Genomic DNA, 26,179 nt, shown 5'->3' on the forward strand with positions numbered 1-26,179 from the left:
TCGGTCAGCCTACTTGCTCGAAGCCGTTTGGGTTGATTTCGGACACGACCGGTCGCCCCTGTTTCCACACGCCCGCGATCAGGGGGACCCCGGGGCGATAGGCCAGATGGACGTACGACGGGGCATCGAGCAGCACCAGGTCGGCGGCCGAGCCCACGGTGAGTCGCCCGACATCCGTACGCCCGAGGGCAGCCGCGCCCCCCGCTGTCGCCGCCCACAACGCCTCCGCGGGCGACATCCGCATCTCCCGCACGGCCAACGCCACGCACAGCGCCATCGACGAGGTGAAGCACGAGCCGGGGTTGCAGTCGCTGGCGATCGCGACACGTACGCCTGCATCCAGCAGGCCGCGCGCGTCCGGATAGGGCTGGCGCGTGGAGAATTCCACGCCGGGCAACAGCGTCGCGATCGTGCCCGAGTCAACAAGGGCAGCCACGTCCGCGTCGGACAGATAGGTGCAGTGGTCGACCGCAGCCAGGCCGAGTTCGCAGGCCAACCGCACACCAGCGCCATAGGTCAACTGGTTGGCGTGCAGGCGTCCACGCAGACCTTGTGCCGCGCCGGCCGCCAGGATCGTACGCGCCTGGTCGACGTCGAAGGCGCCGTCCTCGCAGAAGACGTCGATCCATTTGGCGTAGGGCGCGGCAGCGGCGAGCATCGGGCCGGTGACGAGGTCGACGTACGCGCTGGCGTCGGTGTCGGCCGGCACGACGTGCGCACCCAGGAAAGTCGTCTCGTCGGTGAACTGCCTGGCCACGGCCAGACTGCGCGCCTCGTCGCGCACCGAGAGTCCGTACCCACTCTTGATCTCGACCGTCGTCGTCCCCTGTCGCAGCATCTCTTGGACGAGCCGTGCGGTGCCTGCGGTGAGGTGTTCGTCGGAGGCGGCACGGGTGGCGGCGACGGTCGTACGAATGCCGCCCGCGGAGTAGGGCGTGCCGGTCATCCTCGCCTCGAACTCGGCGGCGCGGTCGCCTGCGAAGACCAGGTGGGAGTGCGAGTCGACGAAGCCGGGGATCATCGCTCGACCTCCCGCCTCGACGGCGAAGTCGGCGGCAGGGGCGGCGCCCGCATCCCCCACCCAGGCGATCCGCCCTGCCTCGATGACGAGCGCCGCGTCGGTGCGCAGACCTATGGCCTCGTCGTGGGTGACGAGTTCGCCGATGCCGGTGATCAGGGTGGCGGTCATGGCTGGACCCTCTCGACAGCGGCTGTCAGTGCTCGGCCGATGTCGGCTCGATCCTCGGCGCGGTAGACGACTTGTCCGTCGACGATGGTCGTCGTGACGTCCGCGGCTGTGGCCGCGAATACCGCCGTGTGCTCGTCAGCCCCGGTGCCCGCCGTACGCGGGGTCTCGACGTCGAGCGTGACCAGATCGGCCCGCCGCCCAACGGCGATCTCGCCCGCGTCGGGCCACCCGAGCGAGTCGTGTCGGGTGGCGGCGGTGAGGAGTTCGGCAGCACTCCAGTTGCCGCGCGTCCGGGTCGCCAGACGCTCGTTCATCTCCAGCGCCCGCATCTCCTCGAAGTGGTCGATCACCGCATGGCTGTCACTACCGAGGGTCAACCGCACGCCCGCGTCGTGGAGCCGACGAGAGGGGCCGATGCCGTCACCGAGGTCGCGCTCGGTGGTGGGACAGAAGGACGCGTACGCCCGCGCAGCGCCCAGCAGTGCCAGGTCGTCGTCGGTGAGATGGGTGGCGTGTACGACGCTGGTCATCGGCCCGAGGATTCCGGTGTCCGCGAGCACTTGGGTCGGCGTCCGGCCATGCTCGGCCAGGCAGTCGGCGTTCTCCTTGATCTGCTCGGACAGATGCACGTGGACAGGCACGCCGGACTCGGCCGTATGACCGCCGAGCACCGCGAGTGCGTCCGGCGGCACGGCGCGTACGGAGTGCGCGGCCACACCGATCCGGGCACCCGCCGTCGGCGCGAACTCGGCGATCCGGTCGAGCCACTGCGCTGCCGAGCCGTCGTCGTACCTGACCTGCACACCCTGCACCGGTGCACCGAAACCGCTGGAGAGATAGAGCGTGTCGAGCAACGTGATCCGGATGCCTGCCTGCTCGGCGGCTGCGATCAGGGCGTTGCCCATGGCGTTGGGGTCGGCGTACGGCGTCCCGTCCGGTTGATGATGGAGGTAGTGGAACTCCCCGACGCAGGTGATCCCGGTGCCGGCCATCTCGCGGTAGGTCGCCAGGGCAAGCTCGAAGTAGGAGTCCGGGTCGAGACGGGCTGCGACGGCGTACATCTGCTCGCGCCAGGTCCAGAACGTGCCGCGCCCGCGCTGGGTGCGCCCTCGCAATGCGCGGTGGAAGGCGTGGCTGTGGGTGTTGGCGAAGCCGGGGATGGTGAGACCGGGGATCTTCTCGGCGTGCGCCGCCCCCGGCTCGACTCTGGTGAACCTGCCGCCCTCGATCTCGACGAGCACGTCGTCGCGGACGGCTCCGTCGACCCAGGCGCGTTCGAGGACGTACGCCCTCATCGCGCGAGTTCTTCCAAGGTGTCGGCGAGCGCCTCGACCCCGGCCAGGCAATCGGCCATCTCGGCGTGCTCGGCCGGACTGTGGGAGATGCCGGTGGGGTTGCGTACGAACAACATCGCGGTCGGGATGCCGGCGGCCGAGAGGATGCCTGCGTCGTGGCCGGCCTGGGTGGGGATGATCGGGCGCCCGTGCGCGAGTCGGGTGGCCAGGTCGGGATCGAAGTCGACGCTGCCCGAGACCGACTCGGCCGTCACGGTGACAGTCGTCCCGTCACGCTCGGCGCGTTGGGTGGCTTGGCGCTCGATCGAGCGTACGAGATCAGTCACGGCGTCGTCGCTGTCGCAGCGAGCGTCGAGCCAGGCGGTGACCTTGCTCGGGACGGCGTTGGTGCCGTTGGGTTCGACCTGGAGCCGGCCGAACGTCGCGCGCTGATTGCTCAGCCTGGCCTGCTTGTTGGCCGCGAGCGCGGTCATCGCATAGGTCAGCATCGGGTCGCGCCGATCCTCCATCCGGGTCGTGCCCGCATGGTTGGCCTCGCCGGTGAAGTCGAAGCGGAAGCGGCCGTGCGGCCAGATGCCGCTCGCGAATCCGATGGGTGCGTCGAGGTCTACGAGGTGGCGGCCCTGCTCGACATGGAGTTCGACGAAGACGCCGACCCTGCGCCGCAATTCGTGCGTCGTCCACTCCTGGGATGCCGAAGCACTGCCGGGATCAAGTCGAGCGGTGGTCATCGCGTCTTCCAGGCGTACGCCGTCCCGGTCGGCCAATGTGCGTGCCTGGCTCCAACTTGTCACGCCGGTCGCCAGCCGCGAGCCGAGGCAGGCGAGGCCGAACCGCGAGCCTTCCTCCTCCATGAACGCGCTCACGCCGAGCGGTCTGGTGGGCGCGAAGCCGCGCTCGCGAAGTCGGTCCACGGCAGCGAACGCGCTGATCACGCCGAGCGGCCCGTCGTACGCCCCGCCGTCGAGCACGGAGTCCAGGTGCGAGCCGGTGAGGACGCCGTCGTCGTCGCGGCCGTCCGGTCGCCACCAGGCCGTGAGGTTGCCGAAGACATCGCACTCGGTGGTCAGGTCGCGGCTCAGCGCCTGCTCGACGAACCAGGTCCGGAGTTCGAGTTCGGCAGACTCGAACGGCTGCCGGAAATAGCCCCCGCTGAGCGCCGACCGCCCGACCGGCGCCAGGTCACGCCACATCGCCTCGAACGTCATGGCCCCATCCCACCGCGTGCGCGCATCCGCAGCAACCGACCCGCGCCGGCCACGGTCTCGAATCCGAGACCCACCGGTGGTGTGGTTTCGAGACGCCCGCTCCGCGGGCTCCTCAACCACCGGCAAGAGCGACCCCCCCGGTGGTTGAGGGGCAGACCCACCGGTGGTTGAGGAGCGCCGCAGGCGCGTCTCGAAACCACCACCCAACCCGGTGGTTGAGGAGCGCGAAGCCCTCCAACGAAAGTGCACAACGTGGTTTCGAGACGCCCGCTCCGCGGGCTCCTCAACCACCGGCAAGAGCGCCCCCCGGTGGTTGAGGAGGGCCAGACCCACCGGTGGTGGTTTCGAGACGCCCGCTCCGCGGGCTCCTCAACCACCGGCAAGAGCGACCCCCCGGTGGTTGAGGAGGGCGAAGCCCGTCTCGAAACCAGCGGCGCCACAATGGCGACATGGAGTACGGCGAGGTGGTGCGGCGGCGCCGGATGGTGCGGGCGTACGAACCCACGCCGGTCCCGAAGACAATCCTCGACCGGGCGCTGCGCGACGCGACCCGGGCGCCCAACGCGGGCTTCTCCCAAGGCTGGGGGTTCCTCGCGCTCAGCGACCCGGAGGCCGTACGCACGTTCTGGCGCGCGACCAGCGACGACACCGAAAGCCCCGATCGCTGGCTGGCCGGGATGATGACCGCGCCCGTCGTGGTGCTCCCCTGCTCGTCGAAGGCGGCGTACGTCTCCCGCTACGCCGAGCCAGACAAGGGCTGGACCGACGAGACCCGCTGGGCGATGCCGTACTGGCATCTCGATACCGCGATGGCGAGCCTGCTGATCCTGCTCACCGCCGTCGACGAAGGCCTGGGGGGCTGCTTCTTCGGCATCCCCGTCGACCGCGTGGCAGCCGTCAAACAGCAGTTCGGGATCCCCGAGGACCACGACCCGATCGGCGCGATCACGCTCGGCTACCCCCGCACCGATGCCACCAAAAGAGGATCGCCCACCAGGCGAGCGCGACGTGACGACGTGATCCACCACGACCGCTGGTGAATTCACCTAGGGTGCGCCTGTGGTCCAGGACACAGACGCGGCGGTCGCCAAACTTCAGGCGCTCGTACGCATCCCGACCGTTTCCAACACCGACCCGGCCAAGGTCGAGACACAAGAGTTCGACCGCTTCCTGACCGAACTCGAAAACCAATTCCCGCTGTTACACCAGCACCTTGAACTCACCCGGATCCACACCCACGGCCTGCTCTTCAAGTGGCCCGGCAGGGCAAACAACCGACCCGTCGTGTTGATGGCACACCTCGACGTCGTCCCCGTGGAAGGCCCCTGGACCCATCCCCCCTTCTCGGGCGAGATCATCGACGGCGAGATCTGGGGTCGCGGAACGCTGGACGACAAGGGCTGTCTGGTCGGGATCTGCGAAGCGGTCGAACGCCACCTCGCCACCGGCTTCACCCCAGCACAAGACGTCTGGCTCTCGTTCGGCTGCGACGAGGAGGTCTCCGGCGTCGCCGCCCAACTGGCGGTCGACGAGCTCAAGAAGCGTGACGTGCAGCCATGGTTCGTGATCGACGAGGGCGGCGCGGTCGCAGGTGGCGCGTTTCCGGGCGTACGCCCCCACGTCGCCGTCATCGGCGTGACGGAAAAAGGCACCACGAGTCTGGTCCTCACCGCCGAAGGCCGCGGCGGGCACGCGTCCACGCCCGCGAAGTGGGGACCCACCGCACGAATCGCGCGTGCGATCACCCGCCTGGAGAAGGCCCCGCTGCCTGCCTCCACCCCCGCACCCACCATCGCCCTGATGGAACGCCTCGCCCCGCACGCCCCCGCACCGCTGCGACCACTGATGGCCAACGCCGCCAGACTCACCCCGCTGTTGACCAAGGCGCTGATCGCCGCAGGTCCGGAGTCGGCGGCGATGACGCGTACGACCATCGCGGTCACCACGCTGACCGGCTCCCCCGCGCTCAACGTGATCGCGGGCAAAGCGACCGCCGGACTCAACATCCGAGTGATGCTCGGCGACACGGTCGCGAGCGTGATCGAGCACGTACGCAAGACCATCCGCGACAAGACGATCACCATCGAGGTCGCCGACGCGGGCGAACCGAGCCCGCTGTCGCCCTACGAGGACGACGAAGCGTTCGACCTCCTTGCGTCCACGATCACCGAGCAGTTCCCCGACGCGGTGGTCTCGCCTTACGTGATGATGGCCGCCACCGATTCGCGCCACTTCACCGCGATCTGCGAGCGGGTCTATCGGTTCGCGCCGTTCCGGATGAGCAAGGAGCAGCGCCAAGCCATCCATTCGTACGACGAACGCCTCGGCGTCGACGACTTCCTCGCGGGGGTCGAGTGGTACCACCGACTGATCGAGAGGGTCGCATGAGCACCAACACCACCCGAGAGATCAAGCCGGTCCACGGCCTGGTCGCGATCGTCGGCTTCCTGGTCGCGGTCGAGTTCGCCAGCGGCATCCTCCAGGGCTACTACACGCCGATCTATCCCCAGATCGCCGAGCACCTGACGATTCACGAAGGCGACATCAACTGGTTCGAGGCCGCGCAGTTGGTCGTGTCGGCGCTGTGCGTGCCGCTGCTCGCGCGCCTGGGCGACCTGATCGGGCACAAGAAGGTGCTGCTGATCGCGACCGCGGTCACTGCGCTGGGCTCGTGGGTGCTGGCCTTCGCCCCATCGTTCACCTCGTTCTTGATCGGGTGGGCGTTGCAGGGCGCGGCAGTCATCTGGCTGCCGATGGAAGTGGCGATCATCCACCGGCGTACGCGTGACTCCGGCCGTCAGGAACTTCTCACCCGCCGCGGTGCCGGCGTGCTCGTGGGCGCGCTGGAGTTGTCGGTGATCATCGGCGCCCTCGCCAGCGGCATCCTGGTCGAGAGCATGGACATGAACCTGATGCTGGCCATCCCCGCGATCGTGATCACGGCCGTCTTCTTCCTGATCCTCTTCGGCATCGAGAACGCCCCCGGCGAGAGCCGCGGCGGCATCGACTGGGTCGGGCTCTTCCTCGTCACGGTTGCGTTGCTGATCTTGATGGGCGGACTGGTGCTGTTGCGTCTGGACGGGCCGCTGTCCCTGCGAGGCTGGGCGGCCGTACTGGTCGGTCTGGCGGCGTTCGTGCCGTTCATCCGCTGGGAGATGTCACACGCCGAGCCGATCGTCGACGTCCGTCTCTTCGCCCGCCCGGCGCAATGGCCGGTGCAATTGACTGCCTTCCTCTTCGGTATCCCGGTGCTGGGCGGGCAGATCCCGCTGTCGACGTACGCCCAGGCCGATCCGGCCGTACGCGGGTACGGCCTCGGCGCCGAGCCCGCCTTCATCTCCACCTTGATCGGGCTCTATGTCGTGACCCTGGCGATCGGCGCCTTCACGTTGCCGATCACGTCCCGCCTGCTTGGGATGCGAGGTGCCTTGATGCTCGCGAGCCTGCTGGTCGCGATCGGGTACGCCCTGTGGATCCCGTTCCACGACACCACCGGCCAGGCGTTGCTCAATATGGCCATCGCCGGACTCGGTTCGGGCGCCCTGGTCGCGGCGCTGCCCGCGGCGGCCGCTGCGGCGGCACCACCCGAACGCACCGGCATCGCGACCGGCATGACCAACGGCATCAAAACGGTCGGCGGGGCGATCGCGTCGGCCATCTTCGCGATCGCGTTGACGGCGACGGGGTCGCTGGATGCGGCTGCCGAGAAGGTGGCCCCGATGAGTGGTTATCTGACCGTCTGGGCGGTCTGCTCAGGCGCCGCGTTGCTGGCGGCGTTGACGTTGCTGGCGGCGCCCAAACACGCGTTCTCGGATCGTGGGCACGTGAGCTGACGCGTCAGTCGGGGTGCCCCCCACGCCGTCGGAAGAACTGCGGCCAAAAGCGGCCCGGAGTTGCGGCCGGCCCCTCCCCCGGCCGCAGTTCTTCGGCTGATGCGGTGCGGCCCTGCTCCCGGCGCGCGCGCCACCGGCGTACGCACTCCTCCACGTCGCGACGCTGGGTGATCAACGGCGGCCCACCGGGGTTGCCATAGAGCGCCTTGCGGACGCGCTCGTTGAACTCGTCGACGGCCGCGCGGACCTCGCGTTCACTGGTCAACGCGTCCAACCGGTCGTCGAGTTCGGCGTCGTCCTTGCGCAGTTGCAACGCCGGCGGGAGGACGCCGGTGATCTTCTCCCGCTCGATCAGTTGCTTGATCCACCAGTCGGGATCGTGGTCCTGACCGATGCTCTCCAACGGCTTGCCGAACCCGGGCAGATCCTCGAAGTCCCCACGCTCGACGGCCTGCTTCAGTTGCAGGTCGACCCACTGGGTCTGGTGGTGGATGCGCGCCGCGGCGGCCGACTGGCCCGTACGGCTGTCGGTCTCCCTGCCTCGATCGGGTGCGCGCTCGTCGCCCATTTGCCCGACGATACGTGACGTACTCCAGTGCGAAATGGTCGTCCAGGCGGCCCGCAAACGACCATTTCGCACTGGACTACGCCCGCGGGGGGAATGAGAAATCGCTCATACCGCCGACGCGCGAGCAGCGGGTAGTTTCCGCACCATGCGTACTGCCAAGGACTTCTTCCGCCCGCTCGCCGTGGGCGCGCCCCAACCGCTGACCGAGATTCCGGCCCGACCCAGCCGGGCGATCCACTTCTTCGACCCCGGCAACGAGAAGATGGCGGCCAAGGTGCCCGACATGGTCGGGACGGTCGACGTGCTGCTCGGCAACCTCGAAGACGCCGTCAAGGCCGAGAACAAGGAGAAGTCGCGCGAGGGCTTGGTGAAGATCGGCCAGAGTACGGATTTCGGGCCGACTCAGTTCTGGACCCGGATCAACTCGCTCGACAGCCCGTGGATCCTCGACGACCTGACCACGCTGGTGCCCGCGATCGGCGACAAGCTCGACGTGATCATGGTGCCGAAGGTGCAAGGCGCCGAGGACATCCACTACGTGGATCGGATCCTGGCGCAACTTGAGGCCAAGGCCGGGATCAAGAAGCCGATCCTGATCCACGCGATCCTCGAGACCGCGCGCGGCGTCGCCAACATCGAGGAGATCTGTGGCGCCTCACCACGCATGCAGGGCCTCTCCCTCGGCCCGGCCGACCTTGCCGCCGACCGCCGGATGAAGACCACGCGCGTCGGTGGCGGTCACCCCGGCTACAACGTCGTCGGCGACGCACCGAAGGGCGAGGATGGCGCGTACGACTTCGAGGGCTCGCGCACCCGCGCGGAGCAGGACCTGTGGCACTACACGATCGCCCGGATGGTCGACGCGTGCGCGATGCACGGCATCTACGCCTATTACGGCCCGTTCGGGGACATCAAGGACACCGTGGCCTGCGAGCAACAGTTCCGCAACGCGTTCCTGCTCGGCTGCGTCGGCGCCTGGTCCCTGCACCCGGTGCAGATCAAGATCGCCAACAAGGTCTTCTCGCCCAGCGTCGAGGATGTCGCGCACGCCCGCCGTGTGATCGCGGCGATGGGTGACGGCACCGGCGCGGTGATGCTCGACGGCAAGATGGAGGACGACGCCAGCGTCAAGCAATGCCAGGTGATGGTGCGCCTGGCCGAGGAGCTCGCGGCGATCGACCCCGACCTCAAGGCGCTCTATGAAGGGATCCAGGCATGAGCGACTTCACTCCCCTGCGTTCGGTCCTCTACATGCCCAGCTCCAACGAGCGGGCGTTGGAGAAGGCCAAGTCGATCCCCTGTGACGGGCTGATCCTCGACCTCGAAGACGCGGTCGCACCCGACGCGAAGCCAGCCGCAAGAGCGGCGGCCTGCGCGGCAGCGGCCAGCGGTGAGTACGGCCGTCGTACGGTCACCATCCGCGTCAACGGCATCGGCACGCAGTGGCACGACGACGACATCGCGGCGGCCAGCAAGGCCGGACCCGCGGCGATCGTCGTACCCAAGGTCAACAGCGCCGCCGAGGTCGCCCAACTCGTCACGGCGATGCAGAACGCGGGCGCACCGGAGCACACCAAGCTCTGGGCGATGATCGAGACCCCCATCGCAATCCTCAGCGCGCTGGAGATCGCCCGGGCCTCTGAACGCCTGACCGCATTCGTGCTCGGCACCAACGACCTGGTCAAGGAGTTGTACGCCGAGCACACCCCCGGCCGCGCGCCGATCCTGCCGAGCCTGCACACCGCCCTGCTGGCCGGTCGCGCCGCCGGCATCGCGGTGATCGACGGCGTCTACAACAACGTCAAGGACACCGACGGCTTCCTCGCCGAGTGCGAGCAGGGCCGGGTGATGGGATTCGACGGCAAGACGCTGATCCACCCCGGTCAGGTCGAGGGCGCCAACGCGGCGTTCGCGCCCAGCGACGTGGCAGTCGAGGACGCCCGCGGCCTGATCCAAGCCTGGGAAGACGGCCGTGGGTCGGGGGTCGTCACCTACAACGGCAAGATGGTCGAGAACCTGCACGTCGAGTCGGCTCGGCGCACCCTCGACATCCACGAGGCGATCGGGGCGCTCGAAGCCTGAGATCGGACTCGATCTCGGGGTCGCCACCCGCTCGTTCGGAGGTACGATCCGGCGGGTGAGCCACTGAGTCCCGGTCCGCACCCTGCTCTGATTCTTTTCTTGAATCTTTCCAGAAAAGACGATAGACCTAGGGGTGTGCAGGCAAACTTCGATGAGCGCGTACGAGCTGCCGGGCTCCGGGTCACCCGGCCGCGCCTCGCCGTGCTCGAAGCCCTCGCCGCACAACCGCACGCGGAAACAGCGACGGTGATCGACGCCGTACGCACGACGATTCCCTCGGTCTCGCATCAGGCGGTCTACGACTGCCTGGCGGCCTTGACCACCGCGGGTGTCGTACGCCGTTTCCAACCTGCGGGATCGGTGGCTCGCTATGAACTCAAACGCGGAGACAACCACCACCACCTCGTCTGCCGCGGATGCGGCGAGGTGACCGACGTGCCCTGCACGACCGGCGAGGCGCCGTGCCTGACGGCACCCTCGGACCACGGCTTCACCATCGACGAGGCCGAGGTCGTCTATTGGGGCACCTGCCCCGCCTGCTCCACCCCTGAGTGAGCATCCGCTCACCAACCCGACACAGCACACCAGAGAGGTCCCCGTGGCAGACAACGTCCCCGACGCAGCCGAACTCGACGACTTGAACACCGAGAGTCCTGCTCAGCAGTGCCCCGTCATGCACGGCGCCGAGCCCACCCAGGGCGACGCCAACCGCGACTGGTGGCCCAAGCGTCTCAACCTCAAGGTCCTGGCCAAGAACCCGGCGGTTGCCAACCCGCAGGACCCCGACTTCGACTACCCGGCGGCGTTCGAGGCCCTCGACCTGGCCGAGGTCAAGCGCGACATCGAGACCGTGCTCACCGACTCCAAGCCCTGGTGGCCGGCCGACTTCGGCCACTACGGCCCGCTGATGGTGCGGATGACCTGGCACGCGGCCGGCACCTATCGCGTGCAGGACGGGCGCGGCGGCGCAGGATCTGGCCAGCAGCGCTTCGCCCCCCTCAACTCCTGGCCCGACAACGTCAACCTCGACAAGGCGCGACGCCTGCTGTGGCCGGTGAAGAAGAAGTACGGGAAGTCGCTCTCCTGGGCCGACCTGATCGTGCTGGCGGGCAACGTGGCGATGGAGTCGATGGGCTTCAAGACGTTCGGCTTCGCCGGCGGTCGCATCGACGCGTGGGAGCCTGACGACGATGTCTACTGGGGTCCCGAGACCGAGTGGCTCGCCGACCAGCGTTACACCGGCGAGCGCGACCTCGACAACCCGCTCGCGGCGGTGCAGATGGGTCTGATCTACGTCAACCCGGAGGGGCCGAACGGCAACCCCGACCCGCTAGCTTCTGCGATCGACATCCGCGAGACCTTCGGCCGGATGGCGATGAACGACGAGGAGACCGTCGCGCTGATCGCCGGTGGACACACCTTCGGCAAGACTCACGGCGCGGACGACGCCGCTGCGGTCGGCCCCGAGCCCGAGGCCGCCCCGATGGAGCAGATGGGCCTGGGCTGGCAGAGTTCGTACGCCAGTGGCGTCGGCGCCGACACCATCTCCAGCGGCCTGGAAGTCACCTGGACCTACCACCCGACCCGTTGGGACAACGAGTTCTTCCACATCCTGTTCGGGTACGAGTGGGAGCTCACCAAGTCTCCGGCGGGTGCACACCAGTGGCGGCCGAAGAACGGCGGCGGCTCCGACATGGTGCCCGAGGCGTTCGGCGACGGCCGTCGCGAGCCGCGGATGCTGACCTCTGACCTGGCGCTGCGTTTCGACCCGATCTATGGGCCGATCTCCAAGCACTTCCTGGAAAACCCGGACGCGTTCGCCGATGCGTACGCCCGCGCGTGGTTCAAGCTGACCCACCGCGACATGGGTCCGGTCTCGCGCTACTTCGGCTCCGAGGTGCCGGCAGGAAGAGTTGCTCTGGCAGGACCCGCTGCCCGAGGTCGAAGGCGATCTGGTCACCGACGCCGATGTCGCCGCGATCAAGCAGCAGATCGCTGACACCGGACTCACCGTGTCGCAACTGGTGTCGACGGCGTGGGCCTCGGCCGCGTCGTTCCGCCAGAGCGACAAGCGCGGTGGCGCCAACGGTGCCCGCATCCGCCTGGAGCCGCAGCGCAGCTGGGACGTCAACAATCCCGGTGAGCTCGCGACGGTGCTGCGTACGCTCGAGGACCTGCACGCCTCGCTCGACGGCAAGATTTCGCTGGCCGACCTGATCGTGCTTGCGGGCGGCGTCGGCGTCGAGCAGGCCGCACGCGCGGCTGGTTTCGACTTCACGGTGCCGTTCACGCCCGGTCGTACGGATGCCACCCAGGAGCAGACCGACGTCGAGTCGTTCGCCTTCTTGGAGCCGCACGCCGATGGCTTCCGCAACTGGGTCGGCAAGGCCGGCGCGCGCCTCCCGGCGGAATACCTCCTGGTCGACCGCGCCAACCAGCTCAACCTGAGCGCACCCGAGATGACCGTGCTGGTCGGCGGTCTGCGGGTGCTCGGCGCCAACAGCGGCGGCTCGGCGGCCGGCGTACTCACCGACCGCGTCGGCGAACTGACCAATGACTTCTTCGTCAACCTGGTCGACATCGACACGATCTGGAAGGGCACCGCCACCGACGGCGAGCCGTCCGACACCTTCGAGGGCAGCAACGGCGAGAAGTCCTGGACCGGCACGCGTGCCGACCTGGTCTTCGGTTCCAACGCCGAACTGCGCGCCCTCGCGGAGGAGTACGCCGCCGACGACGCGGCCGACAAGTTCGTGGCCGACTTCGTCAAGGCGTGGGTCAAGGTGATGGAGCTTGATCGCTTCGACCTGCACCGCTGAGGTCTAACTCCACACCCGGAAGAACTGCGGCCGCGGGAGCCATCGAGGTGCCCAGCGCCTCGACTCCGGCCGCAGTTCTTGGGGGTGGTGACGCGGCCGCCCATCCCGACGTACCCTGCCGAGATGACCTCGCGCCGTCTCGCCGCTCTCGCTGCCGCCGCCACGCTCGTCCTCACCGGATCTGCGGTCTCCGCACCGGCGATCGCGGGAGGTGGGGGCAACGGTCACGCGAATGGCCACACCAAGCACCCCGGCAAGAAGCCGCCGAAGGCGAAGAAGTCGTACGTCCTCGACGTGCTCGGCGATTCGTACGGCTCGGGTGCGGGGGTGCCGCCGTACTCCGCGTGCGGGCGCTCGCAGTCCGCGTACGGCGTGCAGATCGACGGGCGGATGCGACTCAAGCTCGACGACTTCGTCGCGTGTGGCGGCGCGACGACGACGTCCTTGATCGCGGGCGGGCAACTGGAAGCACTCGACGCTGACACCGACGTGGTGACGCTGTCGATCGGCGGGAACGACACCGGCTGGTCGAGCGTGACCGTGTCGTGCGTCGCGTTGGGCGACGCGGCCTGTGCCAGCGCGATCGCCACCGCCAAGCAGACTGCCACGACGGTGTTGCCTGAGCGCCTCGAGACGGTCTATGACGGCATCGACTCGAAGGCGCCAGACGCAAAGGTGTACGTCACCGGGTATCCGCGGTTGTTCTCGCCGGAGTACGGCGCCGTTTTCGGCGCGTCGCCTGCCGAGCAGACGGCACTCAACGACGCCGCCGACCTGCTGAACAAGACGATGAAGGCCCAGGCGCAAAGCCACGGCTATGTCTTCGTGGACGTGACCAAGCGGTTCCTCGACCATGGCGTCAACGCGCCCGAGCCCTACCTGACTCCCCTGAATGACCCGGTGGCGCTGCACCCCAACGTCGCGGGGTACGCCGCCTACACCGCCGCCGTCACGGCCGCGATCAAGCCGAGCGCCCTCAAGAGGTGACATGACCGCAGGTCGGGCACATCGACGCCGTCGCCCCGATCAGTTTCGGCGCGTGGAAGTCGCTGTTGTCGATCACGACATCGGCATAACGCACGGGATCCACGTGTGCGCGATACAACCGTTGCGCACCCAGATAGCGCGCCTGGTCGGGGTGCGCTGGGTCATCGGGCACACCGTCTCGATTGGCCATCCGCGACACGGTCTCCGACTCGGGCACATCGAGATAGACCACGAAATCCCACGCATTCGAGAGTTCGCGACGCTGGGCGAACACCCCGTCGAGCACGAGCACCCCACGCTCGGGCACCTGCTGCGCAGGGTCGTCGAAATAGCCATCGCCGTCGAGGTCATGGAAGCGATGCCGGAAGGCGCTGCCGGGTCCGGTGAGCCACGGGTCGAGCAGTTCTGTGCGCAGCGCGCGATAGTCGTACGACCGCTCCCACACGGTCTCGGCCGTGCGTCCCGCGCCGTGCCGGAAGGCCCGCGGGTGATGGAAATCGTCGACGCTGGCGCGCACGACGTCGTACGACCTCTCGATCAACAACCGGGCGAGCGCATCGGCGAACCAGGTCTTGCCGGCACCGTCCGGCCCGTCGATCGCGACCAGCAGCGGGCGGGACGGATAGCCGAGTTGATCGGCCACATGCCCAAGGACCGTCATGTTCGGGCCACCACAGCCGCCACCAGGTTGATAGTGCTGGCCAAGATCACCGCGCCGAAGACCCACGCGAGCAGGCAGTGCCGCAGCACCACCGCGCGCACCTGGGCCGACGTCACGTTGGTGTCGGAGACCTGGAAGGTCATCCCGAGGTTGTAGGAGAAGTAGAAGAAGTCGCGGTAGGCCGGCTCCTGGCCATCGTTGAAGTCGATGCCGCCCTCAGGCTCGCCGAAGTAGAGATCGGCATAGCGAGCGGCATACATCAAATGCAGAGTGCCCCAGGCCAAAAAGACGCCCACGAGAGCCAGGACCGCGCCCGCGCTTTGCGAGGCGACCGTACGCATCGCGAGCACCGTGGCCATCGCGACGACCCCGGTGGTGGTGATGAACACGACCAACGCCTCTTCAGCGCGGGTCGAGAGGTCTTGTCGACGTACGTTGTCTCGCGTCTGACGCGCATCCATCGGCCACAGCGTCAACCAGCCGCCGACGACGATCACGGCGTACGTCACACACAGTCCAGCCAGCACGCCCATCGCCAACCCGGCAACCCATCCGGTCACAGCGCCAACGACGAGCCCAGCACCGAAAGCTGCGCCGATGCGCACGGTCGCAGGCACAGGACGCAGCATGGCTCAATCTTCGCGCACCCAGTCGTCGTAGAAGTCAGGAAGCCGCGAAGCCTTGCCTTCGAAGCGAGTCTGTCGCTTCTCCAGGAACGCTGCGACACCCTCTTTGCCGTCGCCGACACTGGTGTGAAACATCGCCAGCGAGTCGATCCGGTGCGCGTCGGTCGGGTTCGTCAGACCCGCGTTGCGGCGCACCATCTGGCGCGTCAGCGCGACTGCCACGGGTGACCGGTCGCGGGTCCACGCATCCGCGATTCTCACCGCGTGATCGAGGAGCGCGTCAGCGGCTACGACCTCGTCGACGAGCCCCGCTTCGGCCGCTTGCGAAGCGGTGAGGATGTCCGCGCGCAGCATCAGGTCCAGCGCGGTCGGCAGCCCGACCAGTTGCGGCAGGAACCAACTCGACGCGGCCTCGGGGACGATGCCGAGCCGACCGAAGACGAGCCCGATCCGGGCTCCCTCGGCCATCACTCGGCGGTCCATCGCGAGGGTCATCGTGGCGCCGATCCCGACAGCGGCACCGTTGATGGCAGCGATCACCGGCTTGCGACAGTCGTGGATCGCGAGCGTGACGCGCCCGCCGGTGTCACGTACGCGGGCGATCGCCGGATCGTCGAGGTCGGCCATGTCGGCGAGCCCCGGATCACGCGACTCGTCGAGACCAAAGACGTTTCCCTCCATGCTGAGGTCCATCCCGGCGCAGAAGGCTCGCCCGCTGCCGGTGACCACGACCGCGCGTACGTCATCGTCGGTGTTGACCGCACGGAAGTACGCCTCCAACTCCTCGGCCATCGTGACCGTGAAGGCATTCATCGCGTCCGGCCGGTCGAGGTGGAGGACAGCCACGCCGTCGCGGTGCTCGATCCGCAGGGTTTCGTACGTCATGCGTCGTCCTTCGAGTAGGCGGGTCAGACGAAGACGATCTGCGCCCCTTCGGCGATCTCGATGAAGTCGGTCGCGGAGATGACGCCTTCGACACCTGGGTGCAGGTCGGCCTCGATCACCTTCATCATGTCGAACGTGAGCCGACAGGCATACATGTGGGCTCCGGCAGCCTGCAGCAGGTCGAGAAATTCGGGTACGTCGGGGATCTCCAGGTCGCGCATCTGCTTCTTCATCATCCAGGTGGCGAAGCGGGTCACTCCGGGAAGCCCGCCCATCCCTTGCGGCATCGACTTGTGCTCCCAGCCGGGCCGCAGTTTGGCGAGTTCGGGCATGTGCATCGCGGTGTTGCCCAGCATCGTGAACGCCAACTTCTTGTTCTGCTTGCGGTTGACGATGTCGAGGCCCCAGAAGGTGAAGAAGATATGCACCTCGACGCCTTCGCCCAACGCTGCGTTGCCCATGATCAACGCCGGGTAGGCCATGTCGAGATTGCCCTTGGAGCAGATGAAGGCCATCTTGCGAGGCCCGGCGTAAGCCTGGACGTCACCGGTGGCGACCGCCGCTGCGGCGGGAGTCGTACGAGTGGCTCCGAAGTCCGGCATCACGAAGCCGTCGGGGATCTGTGCCATCTGAGGTCCTCCTTCTCACACGCAGCCGACGGGCTTGCGCAGGCCTGCGAGCCAGGCCATCTTCTTGGCTGGTTTGCCGGGGAAGAGTCGATAGAGCTCGGCGATGTCGAAGCCGCCGACGGTCTGCATCCGGCGCAGGGTGGGGGTGGCGCCGGTCTTGGCGGCGTCATCTCGCATGAAGCGGATCGGTGCGGCGTGGGCGTCATCCCAGGGCAGGTCGACCAACTCGGCGAGATCGGCTGCGAGTGCCTCGTTCCATTGACTCGAGTCGGTGAAGAAGCCCTCGTCGTCGACGGTGAAGACATGCTCGTGGAGCGTGTTGGTGGGCATCGTCGAGTCATCCCTTCTCGGCCGGGACCTTGCCGGCCATCGACATGTTCAGCGGCACCGGGAGCCGGTGACCGGGCAGCAGCATCCGCCAATAGATCTGCTCGAACGCCAACTTGCCCAGGTGGTTGCGTCTGGTGTTGCGAAGCAGCGACATCGGGCCGATTCCCGGCACCGGGAAGGTGCCGGTCAACGGCTGCGTCTCGTAGTTGAAGTCGAGCAACAGCGCCCTGCCCCGGCCGGACTCCAAGAAGCAGTTGGCGTGCCCGTCGAAGGCGTGTGGCAGGTCGCGACCTTGCGTCGCGGCGACGAAGTTGTCGACGAACAACTCGGTCGCGAAGTGCGCCACCGACCCCGCCTTGGAGGTCGGGATGTCGCTGGCGTCGCCCAACACCCAGATCCGCTCGTGTTGCGTCGAACGCAAGGTGTGCTTGTCGACCGGGATCCAGCCCATCGGGTCGCCCAGGCCGGAATCCATCACGAACTGCGCCCCGGTGTGCGGCGGCACGGTGACCAGCAGGTCGAAGGGGAGGGCGCGGCCGTCGTACGCCACCAGAGTGGAGGCGTCGTTGTCGATCCGCTCCACCGCGAAATCGGCGGCGAGCCGGATGCTGCGTTCGTCGAGCAGGTCACCGAAGGCGCTGGAGGCGACCGGCTTGGTGAAGGCGCCGTCGAGCGGGGTGACGAAGGTGATGTCGACGAGGTGCCGGATGCCGCGCTTGCGGTAGTGATCCTCGACCAGGAAGGCAAACTCCAGCGGCGCCACGGGGCACTTGATCGGCATCTCGCTGACGTGCACCAGCAGCCGACCGCGCTCGAAGCTCTTCAGTTTGTCGTGCAGTGCCTTGGCGCCTTCGAGGGTGTAGAACTCGTGCACCCGATCGCGCCACAACGCGCCGTCGGCCATGCCCGGCACCATGTCGGGGCGCGGGTGCGAGCCGCTGGCCACGATCAGCCAGTCGTACGACGTGGTGTCGCCGCCCTCGAGATGAACGACCCGAGCGTCGGGGTCCACGCGCTCGATCTTCTGTTGCCGGTAGGTGACGCCTTCGGGCAGGAATCGGTCACGCGGCTTGACGATCCGGTCAGGCTCCATCCAGAAGGGCACGAAGAGATACCCGGGCTGGTAGTGGTGCTCATTGGTCTGATCGATGACCGTGATGGACCAGTCGTCATCGAGCTTCTTGCGCAGCAGGTTCGCGGCCATGGTGCCAGCCGTGCCCCCGCCGAGGATCAGCAGAGTGGGCATATTCGGAGCGTACGACCGATGCCCCCCAGGGTATAGAGAATGACTGTCAGATCACATGATCCGCAGGTCACACGCTTCGCATCGGGATGCGTACGCCTCGCTCCTGCGCGACCTCGACCGCGCGGTCGTAGCCCGCGTCGACGTGCCGGATCACGCCCATGCCGGGGTCGTTGGTCAGCACCCGTTCGATCTTCTCGGCGGCCAGGTCGGTCCCGTCGGCCACACACACCTGCCCGGCGTGCAGGGACCGCCCGATCCCGACACCGCCGCCGTGGTGGAACGACACCCAGGTCGCGCCCGAGGCGGTGTTGACCAGCGCGTTGAGGATCGCCCAGTCGGCGATCGCATCGGAGCCGTCGGCCATCGCCTCGGTCTCGCGATAGGGAGAGGCCACCGAGCCGCAGTCGAGGTGGTCGCGCCCGATCACGATCGGCGCCTTCAACTCACCCGACGCGACCATCTCGTTGAACTTCAGCCCGGCACGATGGCGTTCGCCATAGCCGAGCCAGCAGATCCGAGCCGGCAGCCCTTGAAACTGCACCCGCTCGGCTGCCATGTCGAGCCACTTGTGCAGGCGGGCGTACGCCGGCTTCTCCTCGGCCGGGAACAGTTCCTTGATCGCACGGTCGGTGGCCGCGATGTCGGCCGGGTCGCCGGACAGCGCCGCCCAACGGAACGGGCCCTTGCCCTCACAGAAGAGTGGCCGGATGTAGGCGGGGACGAATCCCGGGAACTCGAACGCCCGGTCGTAGCCACCTTTTCGAGCTTCGTCACGGATCGAGTTGCCGTAGTCGAAGACCTCCGCACCCGCGTCTTGGAACTCCACCATCGCGCGCACGTGCCTGGCCATCGACTCCTGCGCCCGCTTGGTGAAGCCGCGCGGGTCCTCCTCGCGTTCGCGCGCCCAGTCGTCGGGGTCGACGCCACTCGGAAGGTAGAACAGCGGATCATGTGCGGAGGTCTGGTCGGTGACGATGTCGATCAACCCTCGACCCTTCTCAACCGCATCGTGGTGGCGCTCCAGAATCTCGGGCACGAGGTCGGCGGCGTTGCCGAGGAGCCCGATGGACAAAGGGGTTCTGGCATCTCGCGCCTCCACAGCCCGAGCCAGAGCGTCGTCCAGATCGTCGGCCTGCACGTCCAGATAGCGCGTCTCCAACCGCCGGTCGATCCGGTGTTGATCGCATTCGATGCAGATCGCGACGCCGTCGTTCATCGTGACCGCGAGCGGTTGTGCGCCGCCCATCCCGCCGAGGCCTGCCGTCAACGTGATCGTCCCGGCCAGCGTGCCGTCGAACCGCAGATCCGCGATCGACGCGAACGTTTCGAATGTCCCCTGCAAAATCCCCTGGGTGCCGATATAGATCCACGACCCGGCGGTCATCTGGCCGTACATCGTCAGCCCCAGGTCTTCGAGGCGCCGGAACTCCTCCCAGTTGGCCCAGTCCCCGACCAGATTGGAGTTGGCGATCAGCACGCGGGGCGCCCATTCGTGCGTACGCATCACGCCGACCGGCTTGCCGGACTGCACCAGCAGCGTCTCCTCGTCCTTCAGCGTCTTGAGAGTGGCGAGGAGCGCGTCGTACGCCTCCCAGTTGCGCGCCGCCTTGCCGGTGCCGCCATAGACGACGAGGTCCTCGGGGCGCTCGGCGTTGTCGGGATCGAGGTTGTTCATCAACATCCGCAGCGGCGCTTCGGTCTGCCAGGAGCCGCAACTCAAGGACGTTCCGTGCGGGGCGTGGATGGGTAGGCGTGGGTTGGTCATCGAGGACTCCTGATGGCGAGAGAATGGGGCTTGGCATGGAACTGACGACGGAGAAGAACGCCACGGGCGCCACCGAGGTATCGGGCGTCGGCACTGTGGCGCGCACCGGCTGGATGAGCCACACGGCCGAGTTGCGTACGACATCCGGGGCCACGTGCGAGGCCAAGGTTTCGGGGCTGATGCAGTGGCACGCCGCCGCGCGCGACGGCCACGGCACCGCGCTGGGCACGTGGGATCGCAACGGGATGCGCAATCACTCTGGCGCCGTGCAATGGCAGGGCAAGTCTTATGAGCTTCGGGTCGAGTCGCAGATGTCGGGTCGCTATTCGCTGATGTTGGCCGATCGCGTGATGATCGCGGTCAAGCGCAAGGGCTTGCTGAGCGCGCAACTGACCCTTGAGGTCGAGGACGAGGTCGATCCGCTGCTGATCCTTTTTGTGGTGTGGCTGGCGCAGACCTTCCAGCGGATGAATCGCGCCGCGGCGGCGGGCTGACGTCACGCCAACTCTCCGATCACGTTCTGCACCGCTGCGAGCACCTCGCCGGACTGGACGAGGCCGACTGCGGCCTCGATCTCGGGCGAGAGGTGGCGGTCAGGGCCTGGACCTTCGATGCCGTGCGCACGCAGCAGGCGTACGACCGCCGCCGTCGCGGGTGACGGCGTCAACGGCGCCCGCAGGTCGAGGGCACGGGCGGCGGTGAGCACTTCGATCGCGACGACCCGGCCGAGCCCGTCGACCGAGCGCCGCAGTTTGCGCGCGGCGTTCCAGCCCATCGAGACGTGGTCCTCCTGCATCGCGCTGCTCGGGATCGAGTCAACGCTCGCGGGCACCGCGAGGCGCTTGAGCTCGGACACGATCGCGGCCTGGGTGTACTGCGCGATCATGTGGCCGCTGTCGACCCCCGGGTCGTCAGCCAGGAAGGGCGGCAACCCGTGGTTGCGGGCCCGGTCGAGGAAGCGATCCGTACGCCGTTCGCTGATCGAGGCGACGTCGGCCGCGACGATCGCGAGGAAGTCGAGGACGTACGCCACGGGGGCGCCGTGGAAGTTCCCGTTGGACTCGACGCGCCCGCTGGATTCGGTGGTTGAGGAGCCCGCGCCAGCGGGCGTCTCGAAACCACCCGACACCGGGACCGACACACCACCCGAGACCGAAGAACCGGTGGTTGAGGAGCCCGCGCCAGCGGGCGTCTCGAAACCACCCGACACCGGGGCTGTGGTTTCGAGACGGGCTCCGCCCTCCTCAACCACCGGGTCGAAACCACCCATCACCACCGGGACCGACACACCACCCGAGACCGAAGAACCGGTGGTTGAGGAGCCCGCGCCAGCGGGCGTCTCGAAACCACCTTCCACCGGGACCGACACACCACCCGACACCGGGGATGTGGTTTCGAGACGGGCTCCGCCCTCCTCAACCACCGTCTCGAAACCACCCGACACCGGGGCTGTGGTTTCGAGACGGGCTCCGCCCTCCTCAACCATCGGGTCGAAACCACCCATCACCACCGGGTTGTCGACGGCACTCGCGAGTTCATATCCCGCAACCGTCGCGGCATAGGCGACCGTGTCGCGTGCCGCGCCGTGCACCTGGGGCGAGCAGCGCAGCGAGTACGCATCCTGCACCCGGTTGCAGTCGCCGGTCTGGTGCGAGGCCATGATCTGCGAGCCACTCAGCAGCGCGCGCAGGTTGGAAGCAGACACCGCCTGGCCAGGCTGCGGGCGGATCGCCATCAGTTCGGCCGCGAACACCCGGTCGGTCCCGAGTTGTCCCTCGACACTCATCGCCGCGGCGATGTCGGCCGTACGCAGCAGCATCGTCAGGTCGGTGATCGCCATCGCCAGCATCCCGAGCATCCCGTCGGTGCCGTTGATCAGCGCGAGTCCCTCCTTGGCCGCGAACTCCACCGGAGCCAACCCGGCTGCGGTCAAGGCCGATGCCGCCGGCATCAATACGCCCGTCGCGTCGCGTACCTCGCCCTCCCCCATCAGCGCCAGCGCGCAGTGCGACAGCGGCGCCAGATCACCGGAGCAGCCGAGCGAGCCGTACTCCCGCACGACCGGCGTGATCTGGTGGTTGAGCAGCGCGGCCATGAGTTCGGCGGTTTCGCGGCGGACGCCCGTACGCCCCGTCGCCAGCGTCGAGAGCCGCAGCAGCATCAGGGCGCGTACGACCTCCCGCTCGACCTCGGGACCCGACCCGGCCGCATGTGAGCGGACCAACGACTTCTGCAACTGCGCGCGCATCTCGACCGGGATGTGCCGGGTCGCCAGCGCCCCGAAGCCGGTGGAGACGCCGTAGGCCGGGGTCGGCAACGAGGCCAACTCGTCGATCACCAGACGGGCCCGATCGATCGCCGCCAGCGCATCGTCAGTGAGGCGTACGGGAGCCAGGTCGCGGGCCACGCGTACGACGTCTGCGATGCTCAGCGGCCCGACGTCGACGGCCACGGGGTCAGTGCTCATGGGATCCAGCAAACTCGCGAACGCGTTCCGGGGGCACCACTCACAACCGTTCCCAGTCTCGGATCCGAGACTGGACGTAGGATTCGCCAATGCCTGACATCCGCCACGCCATTCTCGACGATGCCGCGGCGTGGGCGCGGATCGTCGAGGAGTCGTCTCCCTATCTCGTGCAGGACGCCCGCTCGACCCACCACGAGATGCGTACGGACGCGCCCGATGCCGTACGACTGGTCGCCGAGGTCGAGGGGCAGGTCGTCGCGCTCGCGCGCCTGCGCGCGTACGAGGACGAGGAGCACACGTCGTTGCAGTTGATGGTGTTGCCCTCCGCTCGCCGACGCGGGGTCGGGCGCGCGCTGCTCGACCGGATGCTCCGCTGGGCCGAGGCGACCCATCGCGACACCCTCCACGCGATCGTGGAGGACGGCGAGGACTCGCGACGTGCTGCGGCGGCGTGGGGTTTCGAACTGACTCGCACGTTTCGGATGTCGGCCGTGGATCCGCGTCTCATTCCGCAGGCTGCGACCGACGCTCGGGTCGTCGACCTGACTCGGATCGACCCTCGCGAGATCCACGCGCTCTTCAACGCGGTCGTCTCCGACGATCCCTCCGGCCTCTCGCTGCAGACGTCGTACGACGAGTGGCTCGCCGACTGGGAGGACCCGCGCAACCGTGCCGAACTCAGCCGTGGCGTGCTCGTCGACGGAGCGCTCGTCGCGTTCACCCAGGTCGGCAGCGCAGGCGTACGCGCGTGGTCCAACATGACCGGCACCCGGCCCGACCATCGCGGTTTGGGCCTGGCGCTGCTGCGCAAACAGCACGCGCTCAACGCGGCGGCGAACGCCGGGATCAAGCGCTGCTTCGCCGGCAACGACGGCGACAACGCACCGATGGTCGCGGTCAACGATCGACTCGGCTATCGACCCTTCGCCAACCCGCGGTTGGGCGTACGACCGCTATGACCAACGTCCCCGCCGCCACCCGGACCCTGCGTGTCCTGCGCTACCTGGCCCGACAACCCGACCCGGTGCCACTCGCCAGCATCGTGCGCGCCTGCGACCTGCCCCGCTCGACGGCCTATCACCTGATGACGGCGATGGTGGCCGAGGGTTTCGTGACGCATCTGGCCGAGGAGCGACGATTCGGTCTCGGACCGGCCGCATTCGAGGTCGGCTCCGGTTTCGCTCGACAGGACCACCTCGCCCGGATTGCGCGCCGACACGTGGCGGCGTTGGCCGACGAGACCCACGAGAGCACCCACCTGGCCGTGCTGCACGGTCGCGACGTCCTCTACGTCGTCGAGGAGCGGGCGCCGGGCAGGCCGCCGTTGGTCACCGACGTGGGCGTACGCCTGCCCGCGCACCTCACCGCGACCGGCCGAGCGATCCTGGCCCACCTGCCGGCCGCGCAGGTGCGGGCGTTGTTCCCTGACTCCGCGGCCTTCGTGGACCGGCACGACCGGGGACCGCGATCACTCTCGGCGTTGCGCCGGGTGCTGACCGAGACTCGTGCCCGCGGCTACGCGTCCGAAGACGGCGAGGTCACTCCGGGGCTGGCCAGCGTCGCGGCGCCAGTGTTGGACCACAACGAGCATCCCGTGGCCGCGGTCGCGGTGACGTTCGCAGCCGACCAGGAGTCGACGTCGTACGAAAAGGCCGTCGCCCGCGTTGCGCTCGCCCTCACCCAGCGCCTCGGCGGGCACGGCTGACGCGCGCCGCGTTTGCCCTATATTTCGAGAATGCGGCTGGCTCTCGCCACGGGACTGCTCCTTGCCGGAGCAGTGACGGCCTGCGCCCCGAATCAGGACCCAGCACCAGCACCGTCCGGGCCGTCGCTGATGTCGTACGGCGACTCGGTCGCCTCCCGAGGTGCGGGCAAGGTCACCACAGTTCGGTTCAAGGGCGCCAAGGGCGACTTCGTCCAACTCGACGACCAGGAGCAGGGCGACATGGGCGCGCCCTGCCCGAGCTGGATCTTCACGACCCCCGCCGGCAAGTCGAAATGGCTGACGCCGCAGCCGATGGCACCGCTCTTCCGGTTGCCGAGCAGCGGCACGTACAAGGTGGCCTACAAGCCTTGCCTGACCGCGCGTACGAAACCCCGACTCACCCTCGCCAAGGCGAAGTTCACCAAGATGCCGCTCAACGGGGCGGCCACCAAGGTGCGGCTCGACGGCGCGGGCTCCGCGGCCGTGTTGCAGTTCCGGGTCCGCAAAGGCCAGCGAGTGACGCTGGCCGAGCTGCGCAACACGTTCGCGCGCAACACCGGTGTCAGCGGGTGGCGGATCCTGGTGGACGGACCACAGGGTCCGATCCTGCGGATCCCGGAACAGAAGGTGATGACCTTCATGGCGCCGACCTTCCCCGCTGGCCGCTATCGGCTGAGCGTGCTCCAGGCCAAGTCGCCTGGCCGGGTCGACCTCAGAGTCTCGACCCCCTTTGCGGTCCCGGTCACCCTCAACCGGCCGACAGCTCTCGATCGCGCCCAGATCTTGGGCCGCGAACTCGACCTCACCTTCACGGCCCAGGCCGGCCAACGGATCATCGATGCCGCCCCGAATCTCTGGCTGAACCACGAGGCGCCCGTCGTGGTGACCGGTCCTGACGGCAGTTCTGTCGAAAGACCGATCGCGGGCGGTTGGATCGCGCCCAGCACCGGCACCTATCACGTGATCGCGCCGTCGGTGCGAGGTCGCATGCTCGCGGAAACACCGACCGTGATCGACGCGACCGCCCCCGGCGCGATCCCCTTGCAACTGACCGGCCTGCGGAGCACCGTCGTACGAGTCACGGCCCCTCGCGGCAGCACCCTCAGCCTGAATGATTCACAACTGCCCGACGGCGCGGCCTGGGGTGTCTTCGGCGCGCCGGAGGGTGCGCTGCGAGAGAACTGCGTGAAGTTCTGCCCGAGCGTGCTGCCGAGCCTGACCAACGCGCCGGGCGGCATCAGGACGACCCAGCTGATCGGCCCTGACCTGGCTACCTGGATGTTCGAGGTTTGGTCGAACAAATCCGGCCCGGTCACCTTGAACTTCTCGCCGCCACCCCCCGGGTGAGCACCACCCCTGCGGGGGAGGCCGCGCTTCTAGCCAGGCTCTAGCGTCGTGGAATGTCCCAATCCACCGTGATCGTGCTCATCGTCGTGCTCGTCGTCCTCGCACTGGCGGTCGCCATCGGCGCTGTCATCGCCGGTCGCAAGAAGATCCAGCAGGCGGAGGCCCACCGGGAGCAGGCCCACGAGTTGCGCCGCGACGTCGGCACCGGCACCACCGTCCGCGACGCCGACCTGGAGGCGCGCGAGCGCCAGTTGGAGGCCGATCGTGCCCGTCTCGAGGCCGAGCAGGCCGAGGCGCGCGCCCAGGAAGCCCAGCAGGGGCACGCGTACGAAGAGGCTCGCCAAGAGGAGCAGTTGCGTCGCGCCGACGAACTCGACCCCGACGTCGACACCTCGGCGCGTGACTACTCCCCCACCACCCCGGGAGCGCAAGACACGACGACGACTGACCGACCGGCCGACACGGGCAACGACTCCCGCTACGACGACACCGACGACCGTCACCGCAGTTAGTCGAGTGACCTCGCGGCGCCGCTCT

General features: G+C 68.1%; 24 protein-coding genes and 1 pseudogene. 13 read left to right on the top strand and 12 right to left on the bottom strand.

Annotation, left to right across the window (positions count from 1 at the left end; translation table 11 throughout):
• Positions 1–4: 4 nt before the first annotated feature.
• From hutI to V9G04_12365, 3 genes are read right to left on the bottom strand one after another with little or no spacing between them, the layout of a single operon-like run.
• Complete coding sequence (gene hutI / locus V9G04_12355) at positions 5–1,189, bottom strand: imidazolonepropionase (protein ID MEI2714049.1); 1,185 nt, start codon at positions 1,187–1,189, stop codon at positions 5–7.
• Positions 1,186–2,484, bottom strand: coding sequence for a formimidoylglutamate deiminase (locus tag V9G04_12360; protein ID MEI2714050.1), 1,299 nt, complete (start codon positions 2,482–2,484; stop codon positions 1,186–1,188). The genes hutI and V9G04_12360 overlap by 4 nt, the downstream gene beginning before the upstream one ends.
• A complete protein-coding gene (locus V9G04_12365; GenBank protein ID MEI2714051.1) occupies positions 2,481–3,692 on the bottom strand; it encodes an allantoate amidohydrolase in 1,212 nt (403 codons plus the stop codon). The genes V9G04_12360 and V9G04_12365 overlap by 4 nt, the downstream gene beginning before the upstream one ends.
• 449 nt (positions 3,693–4,141) lie before the next feature.
• Between V9G04_12365 and V9G04_12370 the strand changes: the two genes are divergently transcribed.
• From V9G04_12370 to V9G04_12380, 3 genes are read left to right on the top strand one after another with little or no spacing between them, the layout of a single operon-like run.
• Entirely contained in the window at positions 4,142–4,732 is a 591-nt protein-coding gene (locus V9G04_12370; GenBank protein MEI2714052.1) for a nitroreductase family protein, read from the top strand.
• Positions 4,733–4,751: 19 nt separating this feature from the next.
• Positions 4,752–6,080 (top strand): M20/M25/M40 family metallo-hydrolase, encoded by a 1,329-nt coding sequence (locus tag V9G04_12375; protein MEI2714053.1) that lies wholly within the window; start codon positions 4,752–4,754, stop codon positions 6,078–6,080.
• Positions 6,077–7,525, top strand: a complete 1,449-nt coding sequence (locus V9G04_12380; GenBank protein ID MEI2714054.1) for an MFS transporter — start codon at positions 6,077–6,079, stop codon at positions 7,523–7,525. Before V9G04_12375 ends, V9G04_12380 begins: the two co-directional genes overlap by 4 nt.
• A 4-nt stretch (positions 7,526–7,529) precedes the next feature.
• On the opposite strand, the gene V9G04_12385 is transcribed toward V9G04_12380, so the two are convergent.
• Positions 7,530–8,093: a DUF1992 domain-containing protein gene (locus V9G04_12385; GenBank protein ID MEI2714055.1), complete on the bottom strand. Its 564-nt coding sequence runs from the start codon at positions 8,091–8,093 to the stop codon at positions 7,530–7,532.
• 145 nt (positions 8,094–8,238) lie between these two features.
• Between V9G04_12385 and V9G04_12390 the strand changes: the two genes are divergently transcribed.
• The 5 genes and pseudogenes from V9G04_12390 (at position 8,239) to V9G04_12410 (ending at position 13,981) form a co-directional block, all read left to right on the top strand.
• A complete protein-coding gene (locus tag V9G04_12390; protein MEI2714056.1) occupies positions 8,239–9,312 on the top strand; it encodes a CoA ester lyase in 1,074 nt (357 codons plus the stop codon).
• A complete protein-coding gene (locus V9G04_12395) occupies positions 9,309–10,175 on the top strand; it encodes a CoA ester lyase (GenBank protein MEI2714057.1) in 867 nt (288 codons plus the stop codon). Before V9G04_12390 ends, V9G04_12395 begins: the two co-directional genes overlap by 4 nt.
• Before the next feature lie 135 nt (positions 10,176–10,310).
• Positions 10,311–10,730, top strand: a complete 420-nt coding sequence (locus V9G04_12400; protein ID MEI2714058.1) for a Fur family transcriptional regulator — start codon at positions 10,311–10,313, stop codon at positions 10,728–10,730.
• 118 nt (positions 10,731–10,848) lie between these two features.
• A pseudogene (gene katG, locus V9G04_12405) lies at positions 10,849–12,994 on the top strand (catalase/peroxidase HPI).
• A gap of 123 nt (positions 12,995–13,117) precedes the next feature.
• On the top strand, positions 13,118–13,981 hold the full coding sequence (locus V9G04_12410) for an SGNH/GDSL hydrolase family protein (protein MEI2714059.1): 864 nt from the start codon (positions 13,118–13,120) through the stop codon (positions 13,979–13,981).
• Here V9G04_12410 and V9G04_12415 read toward each other — a convergent pair.
• From V9G04_12415 to hutU, 7 genes are all read right to left on the bottom strand, one after another.
• Entirely contained in the window at positions 13,971–14,642 is a 672-nt protein-coding gene (locus tag V9G04_12415) for a uridine kinase (protein MEI2714060.1), read from the bottom strand. The two genes, V9G04_12410 and V9G04_12415, sit on opposite strands and share 11 nt — an antisense overlap.
• Positions 14,639–15,271 (bottom strand): DUF1345 domain-containing protein, encoded by a 633-nt coding sequence (locus V9G04_12420; GenBank protein MEI2714061.1) that lies wholly within the window; start codon positions 15,269–15,271, stop codon positions 14,639–14,641. The genes V9G04_12415 and V9G04_12420 overlap by 4 nt, the downstream gene beginning before the upstream one ends.
• 3 nt (positions 15,272–15,274) lie before the next feature.
• On the bottom strand, positions 15,275–16,153 hold the full coding sequence (locus tag V9G04_12425; protein MEI2714062.1) for a crotonase/enoyl-CoA hydratase family protein: 879 nt from the start codon (positions 16,151–16,153) through the stop codon (positions 15,275–15,277).
• A 23-nt stretch (positions 16,154–16,176) separates the two neighbouring features.
• Positions 16,177–16,782 (bottom strand): DsrE/DsrF/DrsH-like family protein, encoded by a 606-nt coding sequence (locus tag V9G04_12430; protein MEI2714063.1) that lies wholly within the window; start codon positions 16,780–16,782, stop codon positions 16,177–16,179.
• A 15-nt stretch (positions 16,783–16,797) separates the two neighbouring features.
• Positions 16,798–17,112, bottom strand: a complete 315-nt coding sequence (locus V9G04_12435; GenBank protein ID MEI2714064.1) for a TusE/DsrC/DsvC family sulfur relay protein — start codon at positions 17,110–17,112, stop codon at positions 16,798–16,800.
• 7 nt (positions 17,113–17,119) lie between these two features.
• Positions 17,120–18,358, bottom strand: a complete 1,239-nt coding sequence (locus V9G04_12440; GenBank protein ID MEI2714065.1) for an FAD/NAD(P)-binding oxidoreductase — start codon at positions 18,356–18,358, stop codon at positions 17,120–17,122.
• 67 nt (positions 18,359–18,425) lie between these two features.
• Positions 18,426–20,123 carry a urocanate hydratase gene (hutU, locus tag V9G04_12445; GenBank protein MEI2714066.1) on the bottom strand — a complete coding sequence of 566 codons (1,698 nt, stop codon included), beginning with the start codon at positions 20,121–20,123 and terminating at the stop codon, positions 18,426–18,428.
• A gap of 35 nt (positions 20,124–20,158) precedes the next feature.
• Between hutU and V9G04_12450 the strand changes: the two genes are divergently transcribed.
• A complete protein-coding gene (locus V9G04_12450; GenBank protein ID MEI2714067.1) occupies positions 20,159–20,617 on the top strand; it encodes a hypothetical protein in 459 nt (152 codons plus the stop codon).
• A gap of 2 nt (positions 20,618–20,619) precedes the next feature.
• Here the strand turns inward: V9G04_12450 and hutH are convergent, their stop codons facing one another.
• Complete coding sequence (gene hutH / locus V9G04_12455) at positions 20,620–22,590, bottom strand: histidine ammonia-lyase (GenBank protein ID MEI2714068.1); 1,971 nt, start codon at positions 22,588–22,590, stop codon at positions 20,620–20,622.
• 89 nt (positions 22,591–22,679) lie between these two features.
• Between hutH and V9G04_12460 the strand changes: the two genes are divergently transcribed.
• From V9G04_12460 to V9G04_12475, 4 genes are read left to right on the top strand one after another with little or no spacing between them, the layout of a single operon-like run.
• Entirely contained in the window at positions 22,680–23,549 is an 870-nt protein-coding gene (locus V9G04_12460) for a GNAT family N-acetyltransferase (GenBank protein ID MEI2714069.1), read from the top strand.
• Complete coding sequence (locus tag V9G04_12465; protein MEI2714070.1) at positions 23,546–24,295, top strand: IclR family transcriptional regulator; 750 nt, start codon at positions 23,546–23,548, stop codon at positions 24,293–24,295. The genes V9G04_12460 and V9G04_12465 overlap by 4 nt, the downstream gene beginning before the upstream one ends.
• 30 nt (positions 24,296–24,325) lie before the next feature.
• On the top strand, positions 24,326–25,642 hold the full coding sequence (locus V9G04_12470) for a hypothetical protein (protein MEI2714071.1): 1,317 nt from the start codon (positions 24,326–24,328) through the stop codon (positions 25,640–25,642).
• A 53-nt stretch (positions 25,643–25,695) separates the two neighbouring features.
• Positions 25,696–26,154, top strand: a complete 459-nt coding sequence (locus V9G04_12475; GenBank protein ID MEI2714072.1) for a hypothetical protein — start codon at positions 25,696–25,698, stop codon at positions 26,152–26,154.
• The last annotated feature ends 25 nt before the right edge of the window (positions 26,155–26,179 follow it).

Source organism: Nocardioides sp., assembly GCA_037045645.1.
Classification (GTDB): domain Bacteria; phylum Actinomycetota; class Actinomycetes; order Propionibacteriales; family Nocardioidaceae; genus Nocardioides.